The sequence below is a fragment of the Kribbella pratensis genome (genome assembly GCF_004366075.1).
GTDB classification, from domain to species: Bacteria; Actinomycetota; Actinomycetes; order Propionibacteriales; family Kribbellaceae; genus Kribbella; species Kribbella pratensis.
In genome coordinates, this window is record NZ_SODU01000002.1 from 330983 (window position 1) to 343444 (window position 12462).

Below are 12462 nucleotides of genomic sequence, written 5' to 3' on the forward strand. Positions count from 1 at the left end.
TTCGGCGACAGGCCTCGCGACCGTACGCCGGTCGCGTCACCAAAGGCCACTCGGTCGTCCACACCCCCTGTGGACGAATCGTGGATAACCCCCGGAAGGGGTGTGCACAGGTTGGGCACAACCCTGTGGATATCTGGGGACAAGAACCCACAACAGCCCCGTGACCTGCGGTTTCTCTAGTTCACAACTGTGGAGAAGAAAAAGTCTGAGACCAATTTCCGACGCGCCCGCGAGTCGTGGGTAACCTCGCTCCGGTGAGACGTCGACAGTGGGTGGGCGAACAGGACCGGGAGATCCTCCGGCTGGCCGTCCCGGCGTTCTTCGCCCTGGTGTCCGAGCCGCTGATGCTGCTCGCGGACTCCGCGATCGTCGGTCACCTGGGCACCCCGCAACTCGCCGCGCTCGGCGTCGCCGGCACCATCCTGCAGACCCTCGTCGGTATCTGCGTCTTCCTCGCGTACGGCACCACGTCCGCGGTCGCCCGCCGGATCGGCGCCGGCGACCACAAGGGCGCCCTTGCCCAGGGCATCGACGGACTCTGGCTGGCGTTGCTGCTGGGCGTCGTACTCGCGCTCCTCGGACTGGCGCTCGCGCCGCAGGCCATCGCGGCGTTCGACCCGTCGCCGGAGGTGGCCGACCACGCGGTGACGTACCTGCGGATCTCCTGCTTCGGCATCCCGTCGATGCTGCTCCTGCTCGCCGCCACCGGCGTACTGCGGGGGCTGCAGGACACGAAGACCCCGATGGTCGTCGCGATCACCGCCAATCTCGCCAACATCGGGCTGAACGTCCTGCTCGTGTACGGCCTGCGTCTGGACATCGCGGGCTCCGCCCTGGGTACGGCGCTCGCACAGACCGGTGCCGGTGTCGCGCTGGTCGTGGTGGTGGTCCGTGGCGCCCGCCGCGACGGCGCCAAGCTCCGCCCCGATCGCCCCGGGATCCTGGCCTCCGCGCAGATGGGCGTACCGCTCGTGATCCGGACGCTGACGCTGCGCGCGGCGATCGTCCTGCTCACGTTCGTCGCCACGGCCCTCGGTACGACGTCGGTCGCGGCTCACCAGGTCGCCTTCACGCTGTGGTCGTTCCTCGCGCTCGCCCTGGACGCCATCGCGATCGCCGCGCAGGCGCTCACCGGCCGCGCATTAGGCGCCGGCGACGTCGCGGGGACGCGCGCGATCACCCGCCGGATGATGTGGTGGGGTCTGTTCTCCGGGCTGATCGGCGGCCTCGCGCTCTGGGGCCTGCGCGACGTCTACGTCCCGTGGTTCACCAGCGACCCCGAGGTACGTCGTACGCTCGCCGCCATCCTGATCGTGTCCGCGTTGTGGCAGCCGATCAACGGAGTCGTGTTCGTGCTGGACGGCGTACTCATCGGCGCCGGGGACGGACGGTACCTCGCAGCGGCCGGCATCGTCGCGCTCGTGCTGTACGTCCCGCTCGCGCTGGCGGTGCTCTGGCTCGGCGGCGGGATCGTGGCGCTGTGGTGGGCGTTCGGCGGGTACATGCTGCTGCGATTCCTCACTTTGACCACACGTGAGCGGCGCGACGCGTGGCTGGTCACGGGAGCTACCCGCTGACCCTGCGGTGCGGCATCGTGGAACAGAAGGAAAGGAGCGGCATGCCCGACACCGACGACGACCAGTCCGTCGAGCTCGAACCCGACCAGCGTGAGCAGGGCGACGACGACACCGAGGCCGCGCGTGAGCGGAAGGCCGCCCAGGCACGAGCAGAGGCCGACAGGCACCCGACCCACGATCTGGCGGAGGAAGCCGAACGCCGGGACGAGGCGGACGAGCAGGCCCGCCAGGAAGAAGACGCGGAGGCGCGCGCGGAAGAGCTCGACGAGCGTGCTGTCAAGGAGCAGCAGGAGCTCACGGAGCGGCGCAGCCGCGAGGAGCTCCTCGATGCCACCGCGGAGACCTCTCGGGCGTTCCAGCTCGCGTACGCCGACGAAGAGGCCCGCGACCGGTACCGGCAGTACGCCACGAACGACGTACAGCGGGGTGTCAGCGACCGGGCCTACGGCCGGCACGAGCTGGACGAGGCGGCAGCGCACCGCGACGAGGTCGGATCGGCAGGGCTGGTCGCGGAAGGCCGCCGGTACCAGAACGCCGCCACCATCGAGGAACGTAAGGCCGTCAGCGACGACAGGATCTCCCGGGAGTACGACGCCTCCGCGCGGGAGCACCGCCGCGAGGCGCAGCCGAACCCGAGCGAGGCCGTCCGCAAGGCACCGGAGGAGGCGCCGGAAGCTCAGCTACCCCAGGCGCGCCGCCACGTCCGCGGTCCCGGCCGGGTCCGGACGAAGCAGGGCAAGGTCGTGAAGCCGAACCGAGCGAGCGAGCCGGACCTGGAGATCTAGCTCGGCTTCGTCGGCTGCAGCTTCTGCGTGTGGATGATCAGTAGGTTCGCTGCGACCACCACGACGTACCCGACGGCGAGCAGCGGGTGCCCCAGGCTCCACAGGGCGGCACCCGCCAGGCCGAAGACGAGAACCTTCACGATCCAGCGCGCCGAGTTCCCGCGCGCCGCGGTCGGCGCCGCGAACATTCCCCAGACGATCGCGGCCACCACCGGTAAGCCGATGACGAGCAGCCACCGCGCGAGCGTCGCATCAGCGGTGTTCCAGCCCCACCAGCCGAAGATGCCCAGGGCAACCACCTCGACGACGAAGGCGACCAGGAGGTTGGCGCCCTTCCACATCTCAGATGCCGCGGATGTTCGGCTGCCGCTGGTCGAAGAACAGGCCGGCCGGCGGCTCCTGCACCGGGAGCGGCGGGATCGGGTAGTCGGTGTGCTGGTTGTTCCGGCAGGCGGCGAACGGGCCGTCCGGGTCCAGCAGCGACATCATGTGCGGGTCCGCGTGGTCGCGCCACCAGACCGACATCCCGGTCGCCGGGTCCAGTCGCAGGTGCTCCCAGGCACGCCAGATCGAGTCCAGCCGGCTCAGTGCCTCCGCGTGCCGGTACCACTCGGGGCACCAGATGAACTGCTGCCCGAGCCGACGCGTGTAGAGGTAGATGAGCCGGTCTTCCACGAACGCCGCGACGTGCGGGTAGAACAGCTCCTGCTCACCATCCACCGCGGTTGTCTCCCTCGTTCTGCTCCCAGACCGGTCGCTCCGGTCCGCGCTGCGGAGGCGCCTGGATACTCGAAGCCACCCACGGGTTGTTGCTGACCGGAACGTTCATTGCCGCTCCCGGATCGTACTTCGCCAGCGACGCCTTCACCGCACCGGCGTCCGGCCGGGTGAACCACGGCACCGTCTTCACCAGCGTGGCCGGGATCCCGGACGGGAACACGACCGCGCGGCCGGGCGGCATCGAGGCGAGGTCGGAGACCTCCATGATGTTGTGCCGCTGGACCTGCTGGCTGGTGCCGCGCTTGCCCTCGTTGTACGACACCGAGCTCGAGCTGATGTCGTAGTCACCGATCATCTTGCTCAGGTTCTCGAGGAAGGACGCGTCGGCCGCGCCACCGCCGTACACCCGGATGTTGGCCGAGCCCCAGAGCTTCTGCATGCCGTGGTCGCCCCAGCACTCCTGGCCCTGCGCCCAGGACTGCAGGATCGTCATCAGCACGATGCCGCGGGAACCGAAGTGCGAGTACAGGTCGGGGAGGTTCTTCCACCGGCACACGTTGGCGGCCTCGTCGAGTACGCCGACCAGCGGGCTGGGCATCCGGCCCATCGGGCAGCCGCGGGCGTACTGCTCGGCGGCCTCCACGACGGCGACCGTCAGCGCGGTGACCAGCGGACCCGCCGTACCCGCGCCTTCCTTCGACAGGCTGTACAGCGTGCCGCCCTGACGGACGAACTCGTGCGGGTTGAACTGCGGCCGGTTGTCGTTCGGGCCGTTCGGGATGACCCAGCGGGTCACCTTGCGGTTGACCAGGAACTGAGCGCTCTGCTGCGCCGTTCCGTAGACACCGGCGCGCTGCTTGTCGGGCGCGTTGATCACACCGGACAGAGCGTCGGCGGACAACTGCAGACCCGGCGTGTTGCGCAGGATCCTCTCCGGCTCGTCGTTCCGCTGGTCGGCCAGCCAGCTGTAGACCTGGGTGATCGGCCGCTTGGCAACGGCGGCCGCGAGCAGCAGACCGGCCAGCAGGTCCGTACCGGCGGCGTCGAAGAACGCGTCGGTCTGGGCACCGACCTGACGCTGCGAGGCGACGAAGTGCTCTGCCAGCTCCCGCGCCTTGGTCTCGTCGGTGATGTAGGTCAGCGGGTTCCACCACCAGTTCGGCGGCTCCTCGCAGACCTCCTGCGGGTCGAACACCCACAGCGGGCCCTTCTCCGAACGCGGCCCGCGGGTGGCGTCGACGATGTCCCGCTTGTTCGAGGTGGCGACGACGCAGCCGGGCGCGTCCAGGATCGCCGGCACGGCGCGCGAGGTGGTCTTACCGGTTCGGGGACCCCAGATGTCGACGTGCATGTCTTCCCAGTTGCCGAAGACCTCCAGGTTGTCCCGGACGGTCCGGCCGATCAGGATGCCCGGACCCGCGTGCCCGGCGCCGAGCTGGTTCGCCTTCTCCTGCGCGCCTTCGCGGGTCAGCTTGTAGATCTCGGACCGCTTCGACATCAGCTGCGCCTGCCTGTCGACCCGGCCGATCGAGCGCTCCCGGTTCCGGAAGAACATCCACCCGCCGCCGACCAGGCCGAGCAGCACCACGATCTCCACGACCAGGATGCCGGTGGCCGCGCCGGACCACTCCAGGTTTCCCTTCGACAGGTCGACGATCGCGTCGAACGGGTTCCCGGGCGTCCGTGAGCCGTTGATCGCGGACGCGACCTTCAGCGCGCCCCACATCGAGAAGACCACCAGCGCGACCGCGCCGATGATCGCAAAGATCAGGACGGCCTCGGGTGAGATCCCACCCGGGCCGGTGCTCTTCCTGCCCTGCGCCATGACTCGTCAGCTCCCCACGCGCGTGGTCGGGTCGGGCGGTGGCAGCAGCATCGGATCGTCCAGGCTGTACTCACCGACGACCTGCTCGGTGCCGTCCGGCGCGACCTCGATCTTCTGTGGCTTCCCGTCGTTGCCGGTGGTCCACAGCTTGTTGGTGTCGTTGATCTCGCGCTCGACCGACGTGAGGCCGACGTGCACCGGGATGCCCGGGCGCCCACCGACCTTGATCAGGAAGTTTCCGCGGCCGGGAGGTGCGGCCTCCTTGCCGGTGGCCGGGTCCCACGCGGGCGGGTCCTGCCAGCCGACGAGCATGTTCTGCTCCTCCATCGACATCGACACGACCTCGGTCAGGTTCTCCATCTCGGCGCGCGGCAGACCACCGCAGATGACCATCCCGGACCGCTCGACGAAACCCTTCGCCTTCATCCGGTCCTCAGGGTTCGGCAGCGCCAACAGGTCGGACATGGTGTGCGAGATCATCGCCATGCCGACACCGCGTTGCCGGTTCAGACGGGTCAGCGCGTCGACGCGGTCGACCAGACCGCTTCCGGCCCGCAGCACCCGCCACAGCTCGTCCAGAATGACGAAGTAGTGCCGCCGCGGCTCCAGTCCGGCGTCCGCCAGCGCCTGCGAGACCGCGACCGCGCCGAACCCGTACGACCAGCAGGCCAGCAGTACGGCGGCCTGCAGGCTGGTCTCGGAGTCGTCGACGTTGGACACGTCGAACACCACCGGGCGGTCCATCTGCATCGGGTTGTCGGTCGGCGCGGAGAAGATCTCGCCCAGCCGGCCGCCGCCGACCAGACCGATCAGCGATGCCTCCAGGCCCTCGGTGATCTGCCGGTAGCGGTCCAGGCTGCCGCGGTCCAGGGCGACGTTGCGGACCCGGTCCGGGGCGTCCTGGATGACCTGGAGCAGGTCCTTCAGCACCGGCGTACCTTGGAACCGCTCGTCGAGGACCTTGAGCGCCTCGTCGAGGATGGTCTCCTCGCGGTCGTTCGGGTTCTGGTTACGCATGATCGCGATCAGCGCCGAGACCATCGTCTGCCGGCGGCCGTGCGCGTCGGCCTGGATCGCCTCGCGGGCCTTGCCGGTCAGCCGGAGCGCGGCCTCCCGGGACTCGCCCGGGTCGAGCACGTTCAGGTGACCACGACCGCGGCCGAGCTGGATGACCTGACCGCCGAGGGCCTCGATGAGGTCCTTGTAGTCCGGCTTCAGGTCACCGAGCACCAACGGCATCACGCCGTACCCGGCCATGCCGAGCGCCATCCGCCGGGTGATCGTCGACTTGCCCAGACCCGGCTTGCCGAGCACGAACATCGACGGGTTCGAGATCAGCTTGGCCCGCATGAACCAGCTGATCGGGTCGCAGCACATGGTCGCGCCGGAGAGGATGTTCCGGCCGATCGGTACGCCGACCATCGGGCTGCCGGTCCCGGCCGAGAACGGCCACATTCCGCAGACCTGGACCGTCGTACCGCGCCATTCCTGCGGAGCCTGCAGGTACGTCGAGTAGCCGCCGCCCATACCGGGCCAGCCACGGGGCATCGGCCGCCGTCCGCGACGGCTCGGGTCAACCGGCTTCTTCTGCTTCTTGCTCACTGTGACCCCCCAGATGTCACTGTGCGAAGTCTCATCATAGGGATTCCCGCAGCCCCGCCGGCACCGCGAGGTGGTTCTGTACGACGACACCCAGCGGGAGTGCGGCGACGAACGCGGAGTCCTGCGAGCCGTACACCGGCCGCAGCAGAACACGCGCGGTGGCGCCGAGGTTGTCGATCGCGGCGATCATGTCCGGAATCTGCTCGGCAGTCATCACGGTGCCGGTGACGGCCATACCGAAGTTGACCAAGCCCGCGCCCCGGGCCTCCTCCTGCGCGGAACGTTCGGCGGCCCGAGCCTCCGCCAGGTTGCGCGCGGACGGCCGGGCGGACGCCGTGGCGCGGAACGACGCGTTGCGCTTGTCGGCCTCCACCATCCGGGCCGCCGTACCGGCGTCGAGCGGGCGGTAGAGCAGCGTCACGCGCTTGCGGTCGATGTCGGGGTGCGGCGCGACCAGCTGCGACAGCACCGACGAGAACACCTCGCCGCGCGGAGCCTGCGACATCTGCCAGGTCACGGACCAGGCCGAGTCGTGCCGGTACTTGTCCCAGAACGCCTGGGTCCCGGCCGGGCCGACATCGGTCCATTGCAGCTCGGGCGGCATGCCCTGGGCACGCGCCTCGTCGATCAAGGCGGCGGACGCCGGGTCGTACGCGATCCGGATCGCCTCGCACAGCTCCTGCGCGCTGACCGGACGAGCGGCGCCCGCACCGGTCGCGTTCAGGCTCTGGGTCAGCGCGGGCAGCCGGGCTGCGAGTTCGCGGCCCATGTCGTCTTCCTTGCGCCGCTTACCGCTCCGGTCGGTGCCCTTGAAGGTCAGCGCGACCCGGGCCGAGACCAGCGCGGAGCCCTCCGGGTACGTCTGCACGACCTCGGTCAGCATTGCCCGGGCGATCGCCGGCGACCCGTCGACCATGTTGTTGCCGACCTCACGGCGCAGCCGGATGCCGGTGTCCGGTGCGCTCTCCACCGTCACCGACGCGGCGACGATGCCCGGCTCGTGACCGAGCGAGGCGAGCCACTGGCCCCAGTGCGCCACCCAGATGTCCACCTGCTCCTCGTCGACGAGCGAGGCGCCGTCGGGCTCGGCGTTGATGACGACGGTGAAGTGCCGGGTGCTCGGGTAGTACAGCAGCGCGAACGGCCGGCCGTAGGAGTCCTGGTACTCGCTCAGCTGGGAGGCTGCGGCGAGACCGGGAAGCTGGAACTTGCCCCAGGCGGTCCGGCCGAGCGGGCCGGAGCGGTAAAGGTTGTGCTTAGCCATCTTTGCTCGTTGCCATCCAATGTGGGTCGAGAGCCGTTGCAGCGTGGAGAACCCGTGCTTGTCCTTCGTGATCAGCAGCCCGAGCGCCGCGCCGACGATCAGCAGGCTGACGAGGGCTGCCCTGATGCCGCCCACCATCGTCGAGATGACGACCAGCAGCAGGCCACCCATCATGATGCCGGTGCCGAGCATCCCCAGGCCGGCGATGCCCGCCGAGGCGGGCCTCCGCCAGTTGCCGTAGGTGCGAGGTGCGCGTCGTACGTTCTCAGCCGCTGCCACTTGGTCCGTCCGGTGGTGGTGGGGGTGGTTGGTTGTTTCGGTCGTCGTCACGGTAGTCGCGAGCGCGGTCTCGCTCGCGGCTCAGGTCGCCGCCACCGCCGCTGCCGGTGGGGCCGCCGCCATCGCTGCCGCCGCCTCCACCGCCGCCCCCGCCTTGCGAGCTCTGGTCCATCTCGTCGTTGCCGATGGTCTCGGATGCGGCCGTCTGACCGACCGCCTTGGTGGCATCCATGCCGGCCTTGACCGCGACGACCGCGACCGCGGCCGGTCCGAGGGCCGCCGCGGCACCGCCGGCAGCTGCACCGCCCGCCGCCGCGCCGCCACCACCGGCAGCACCGCCCGCAGCACCGCCTCCCGCAGCACCGCCTGCAGCAGCGCCTTCGCCTCCGGCGGCCGCGCCTTCACCGGCGCCACCAGTGCTCGGGGCCTGCTGCGACGCCCTCCCGACGTTCTGCGCACCGGTCGGACCGTCGCCCCCTCCGCCGCCACCGCCGCCGCCACCGCCGCCACCGCCGCCTTCCGACCCCTCGCTGACGCCCTTGTTCGCCAGGTCACCGAGCTTGTCCATCCCGGCCATCTTGGCCGCGAGCATGCCGGCGCCGGCGCCGCCCGCCGTCGCGCCGACCATCGGCACGATGAACCGCATCAGCGCCGGCATCGCGAACAGTGCGAGCACCAACATCGTGAGTCCGGTGACCACGTTCATCACCATGTGGCCGATGTTGTCGGGGTTCAGGACCCCATCGCCTTCGGTGATGTACTTGAACGACAGATCGCCGTTGTTCGAGACCAACCGGATCGCCGTCGCGTAGATGATCGCCGCCACCGGCTTGTACAGGATGAAGGCGAGCAGCCACGAGACGATCCGTTTGAACCAGTTCCGGCCCATCTCGGTGTTCGTCGCGGCGGCGGCGATCGGCAGCACGCCGATCAGCAGGATCAGCATGGCGCTGCGGACGACCATCAGCACGATCTGGATCAGGCTCGCGATCACACACAGCAGGCCGATCGCGATCATGATGCCGATCAGCAGCGGTGAACCGGCGATGCCGGCGACCACGCCGAACCCGAGCACTGCCGACATCGTGGTGCCGAAGGCCGTCGCGTCACCGGATCCGATGTTCTGGCAGCCGTTGGCCCAGGAGCCGGTGGTGGATTTCGAATCCAGTGCGGTGCTGATGATGCAACTGGAGAACATGTCGCCGGCCGTGATCAGCGCCTGCGCGACGGCGATCGAGAACGCCGCGGCGACCGCGAGCGTGATCAGCGAGCGGAGGATGTCGCGGGCCGCCTCACCGCGTTGGCTCCAGGCCATCTGCAGGGCGCCGAAGATCAGCCCGATGGCGGCGATGAAGAGCGCGATGAACTCCGTGTGGCCCCAGATCCAGGCGACCGTGTCGTTGGACGGCTTGCCGCTGGTGTTCGGATCGCTGCCGTCGTTCCCGATCCCGATGGTCGGTACGTAGACCCAGAAGGTGGCGATCGTGCTCATGAGCGTGCCGACCGCCGAGGCGATCGCATCAAGGATTGGCTTGAACACGTGCGAGAGTATCCATTCCACGGCGGGGCCGAGGACAACCCCGAGAATGTCTTTCATGAGGTTGATCGCCCAGTCGAGGACGTTCAGCTGGATCATGTCAGGACGTCCTTGGCGAGACGAAGCGAAGGATGGCCGGCAGCGCGACGATGGCCACCAGCATCAGCGTGACGCCCATGATGATCTTGAGGATGTGTCCAGTGCCTTCCGAACCCATCAGACCGATCGCGGTGGCATAGATGATCGCCGCGACGGGTTTGTAGATGATGAACGACGCCAGCCAGGCGAGTGCGCGCTTGAACCACATCATCCCCATTTCGGTGTTCGTCGCGGCCGCGGTCAGCGGAAGCATCCCGACCAGCAGCACGAGCATGCCGTAACGGACGATCATGAGCGCCAGCTGGATGACAGCGGCGATCACCATCAGGATCCCGACGAGGATCACCAGTAACCAGCCGAACGGTTCGTCCAGCGTGTCGAGCAGGTTCTTCGCGTAGTTCTGGTCGTCCTTCTTCAGCGCCGCGTTGACGATCCAGGACGAGAAGCCGTCGGCAGCCGAGATCAGCGTGCTCGCGAAAACCGCCGCGGAACCCGTCACCACGACCAGGGTGATCAACGATTTGAGGATGTCGCGGGCCGGCTCACCCCGGTGCGAGATCGCCATCTGGACCGCACCGACGATGACCGCGAGCGCGGCGATGAACAGCGTGATGAATTGGATGTGTCCCTGGATCCACAGCGCCGGGGTGTTCTCCGCGATGTTCGGGGTCGGGATGTAGACCCAGAGCAGACCGATGGCCTTCATGACCGCGTCGACCGCGTCGATGACGACCTTGGCGATCGCGTCGAAGATGAAGTCGAAGACCTTGCCGAAGGCCCACTCGAGCGCGGTCTTCAGGCCTTCCTCGAAGCAGTCGTCCCAGTCCCAGGGCCACCCCGAACAGCCGAGAGCGATCATGCCGCACCACTGAACCGGACGTAGCCGCTGAGACTGGACAGGATGTCCGGCTCGAGCGAGCCGTTGAAGCTGCCGTCGTCCTGCAGTTCGACGTACCAGTCACCGCGGTACCACCGCATGGTGATCGGCATCGCGCCGTACGCCTTGCCGTTCAGGTCGGCGACGATCTGGATGATCGCCCGGGTCGCGTTCGTCGGGTAGTCGAGCACCTTGAAGGCGGCGAACTGGAGCCCGCCCGTCATGGCCGACGGCGTCGTGGTCGCCTTCCTGGCCTCGGCGATGGCGGCGTCCCGGCCCGGGCCGGGGTACACCCGGCTCCGTAGTGTGGCAACGCCGACCTCCGGGTTCTGGAGCTGGCCGAGCGCGACCATGGCGGCGAGCACCGCACCCGTCGGCGAGTGCGAGAAGCAGGAGCGCACACCGTTGGGGCTGGTGGTCGCGGGACCGTTCGCGGCCTGGATGGGAATCAGCATCTTTCCCTCGAACTGCCACGAGACCGCGACCGGGGCGGCGAGCCTGGGGATCGCCTGGTTCGGGTTCTTGTTGTGACAGCCGCCGTCGCGGCTGTTGGCCGGTGGCGGCGTGGGCACCGTGCCGGTCGGTAGCGCGGTCGGCGACGCGGGCGGCTGGTTCGTCTCTTCTTCGGTGGGCTGTCCGGTAGGAACGACCGTGCTCGGCGTCTGGCTGGGGTTGGCCGTCGGATTGTCCGAGCGGCTCCCCAGCATGAACCAGACGACCAGGCAGATCAGCACCGCTCCGACGACGATCGCCGACGCGATGAAGCCACGCTCCTCGAAGAACGTGCTCTTCTCGCCGTCGGAATCGTCGTCGGAGTCCGGGTCCTTGCTGAACAGTCCCACCTACGATCAGCCTCCGACCAGCTCTCCGCGCGCCCGGATCACTTCAGGGCGTCGACGAGGGCGGTCGCCGCACCGATGACGATGCAGGCCGCGAGGACCCAGCCGAGCCGGGCGGCGTGCTCGCCACCCTCGCCGCGACGCTGACCGATGGCCATCATGCCGCCGGCGATGATGATGCCGAGTGCACAGACCAGGTACGCGATCCACTTGACCCAGTCGAGAACCTTGTTCAGGCCCTTCGTCACCTCTACAGGCGGCGCCTCCAGGGGCAGCGAGTTCGGAAGCTCGGTAACCAGGTGGTGAAGCAACATCATTGTCTTGGTGCCTTTCAGTACGGGGCGGGGTAGTCCGCTGGGTTTGACGCGCGAAGTGCGTAAATGGATTCGAGTACTTCGAAAACCTCGTCTGGCGTGTTGTCAGGCGTCGGAGCCTCCCCTCTGCGCCACTCCTCGATCCACGGAATGTCCCAGACCCTCGGAACACCTCCGCCGACGATGTCGGCGAAGTCGTCGAGCACGCGGGGCAGCCGGCCAGGAGCGTCCGCGATCAGCACCAGGCCGAGCACGGCGACACCCTGGACGACACCCGAGGCCCACTCGATCGCGGCTCGCTGCGCGGCGCGCAGACCGGACCCGTGCGTCCGGGCAACCAGGATCACCGGCGTCGGCACCGGCGGCGGCGGGATCGGCCAACGGTGGTTGGACGCCCGGGTCCCCGGCAGCAGGACCGACATCGTGGTCTCGCCGGAGCCGCCGTGGACGCCGACCCACCACAGGGTGTCGGCGGCCGGAATCGCGAACTTGGGCAGGCGCTGATCCTCCGCGGGCGCCGGCACCCCGTGCTGGGGCGCCGACGGCCCCCGCGGAGTGATGTCCGGCTGAGGTCCGGGGCCCGGCGACGGCGGCTGCGGCCCCGGAGACTGCTCCCGTGTCCACGGGTTCTGCGTCATGGCCCCTCCTCTCGCGGTCCGTCACAGGCTGTTGCCCACCGTATTCTCTCGCTTTCCGGGTGTACTTGCGTGACCCATCCACAGGCGAGGATGTTTCTACCCCCTT

At 68.8% G+C, this 12462-nt stretch carries 12 protein-coding genes; 2 read left to right on the plus strand and 10 right to left on the minus strand.

Annotation, left to right across the window (positions count from 1 at the left end):
* Positions 1-254 precede the first annotated feature (254 nt).
* The gene (locus EV137_RS16585; RefSeq protein ID WP_238175370.1) at positions 255-1577 is read left to right on the plus strand and encodes an MATE family efflux transporter; all 1323 of its coding nucleotides are present in this window, start codon (positions 255-257) and stop codon (positions 1575-1577) included.
* A gap of 41 nt (positions 1578-1618) precedes the next feature.
* Positions 1619-2362 carry a coiled-coil domain-containing protein gene (locus EV137_RS16590; RefSeq protein WP_134129905.1) on the plus strand — a complete coding sequence of 248 codons (744 nt, stop codon included), beginning with the start codon at positions 1619-1621 and terminating at the stop codon, positions 2360-2362.
* Here EV137_RS16590 and EV137_RS16595 read toward each other — a convergent pair.
* Genes EV137_RS16595 through EV137_RS16640 form a run of 10 tightly spaced genes read right to left on the minus strand, consistent with a single transcriptional unit; the run spans position 2359 to position 12356 of the window.
* Positions 2359-2703 carry a YrdB family protein gene (locus tag EV137_RS16595; RefSeq protein WP_134129906.1) on the minus strand — a complete coding sequence of 115 codons (345 nt, stop codon included), beginning with the start codon at positions 2701-2703 and terminating at the stop codon, positions 2359-2361. The two genes, EV137_RS16590 and EV137_RS16595, sit on opposite strands and share 4 nt — an antisense overlap.
* Before the next feature lies 1 nt (position 2704).
* Positions 2705-3082 carry a DUF4913 domain-containing protein gene (locus EV137_RS16600; protein WP_130386388.1) on the minus strand — a complete coding sequence of 126 codons (378 nt, stop codon included), beginning with the start codon at positions 3080-3082 and terminating at the stop codon, positions 2705-2707.
* The gene (locus EV137_RS16605; RefSeq protein WP_134011602.1) at positions 3072-4907 is read right to left on the minus strand and encodes a type IV secretory system conjugative DNA transfer family protein; all 1836 of its coding nucleotides are present in this window, start codon (positions 4905-4907) and stop codon (positions 3072-3074) included. Before EV137_RS16605 ends, EV137_RS16600 begins: the two co-directional genes overlap by 11 nt.
* Positions 4908-4913: 6 nt before the next feature.
* Positions 4914-6509: a putative type IV secretion/conjugal transfer ATPase gene (locus EV137_RS16610; RefSeq protein WP_238156757.1), complete on the minus strand. Its 1596-nt coding sequence runs from the start codon at positions 6507-6509 to the stop codon at positions 4914-4916.
* 34 nt (positions 6510-6543) lie between these two features.
* Positions 6544-8052 (minus strand): SCO6880 family protein, encoded by a 1509-nt coding sequence (locus EV137_RS16615; protein WP_202871018.1) that lies wholly within the window; start codon positions 8050-8052, stop codon positions 6544-6546.
* The gene (locus EV137_RS16620; protein ID WP_202871019.1) at positions 8039-9688 is read right to left on the minus strand and encodes a TrbL/VirB6 family protein; all 1650 of its coding nucleotides are present in this window, start codon (positions 9686-9688) and stop codon (positions 8039-8041) included. Before EV137_RS16620 ends, EV137_RS16615 begins: the two co-directional genes overlap by 14 nt.
* 1 nt (position 9689) lies before the next feature.
* A complete protein-coding gene (locus tag EV137_RS16625) occupies positions 9690-10547 on the minus strand; it encodes a TrbL/VirB6 family protein (protein ID WP_133784009.1) in 858 nt (285 codons plus the stop codon).
* The gene (locus tag EV137_RS16630) at positions 10544-11407 is read right to left on the minus strand and encodes a PT domain-containing protein (RefSeq protein WP_134011600.1); all 864 of its coding nucleotides are present in this window, start codon (positions 11405-11407) and stop codon (positions 10544-10546) included. Before EV137_RS16630 ends, EV137_RS16625 begins: the two co-directional genes overlap by 4 nt.
* A gap of 38 nt (positions 11408-11445) precedes the next feature.
* Positions 11446-11721 carry a TrbC/VirB2 family protein gene (locus EV137_RS16635; RefSeq protein WP_133784005.1) on the minus strand — a complete coding sequence of 92 codons (276 nt, stop codon included), beginning with the start codon at positions 11719-11721 and terminating at the stop codon, positions 11446-11448.
* A 14-nt stretch (positions 11722-11735) separates the two neighbouring features.
* Positions 11736-12356, minus strand: coding sequence for a DUF6668 family protein (locus tag EV137_RS16640; protein WP_134011598.1), 621 nt, complete (start codon positions 12354-12356; stop codon positions 11736-11738).
* Between the last annotated feature and the right edge of the window lie 106 nt (positions 12357-12462).

What these genes read in the sequence shown, in the direction of transcription:
- EV137_RS16590 (WP_134129905.1), top strand. Translation starts at nt 1,619, where the DNA reads ATGCCCGACACCGACGACGACCAGTCCGTCGAGCTCGAACCCGACCAG.
- EV137_RS16595 (WP_134129906.1), bottom strand. Translation starts at nt 2,703, where the DNA reads ATGTGGAAGGGCGCCAACCTCCTGGTCGCCTTCGTCGTCGAGGTGGTT.
- EV137_RS16605 (WP_134011602.1), bottom strand. Translation starts at nt 4,907, where the DNA reads ATGGCGCAGGGCAGGAAGAGCACCGGCCCGGGTGGGATCTCACCCGAG.
- EV137_RS16620 (WP_202871019.1), bottom strand. Translation starts at nt 9,688, where the DNA reads ATGATCCAGCTGAACGTCCTCGACTGGGCGATCAACCTCATGAAAGAC.
- EV137_RS16625 (WP_133784009.1), bottom strand. Translation starts at nt 10,547, where the DNA reads ATGATCGCTCTCGGCTGTTCGGGGTGGCCCTGGGACTGGGACGACTGC.
- EV137_RS16635 (WP_133784005.1), bottom strand. Translation starts at nt 11,721, where the DNA reads ATGATGTTGCTTCACCACCTGGTTACCGAGCTTCCGAACTCGCTGCCC.
- EV137_RS16640 (WP_134011598.1), bottom strand. Translation starts at nt 12,356, where the DNA reads ATGACGCAGAACCCGTGGACACGGGAGCAGTCTCCGGGGCCGCAGCCG.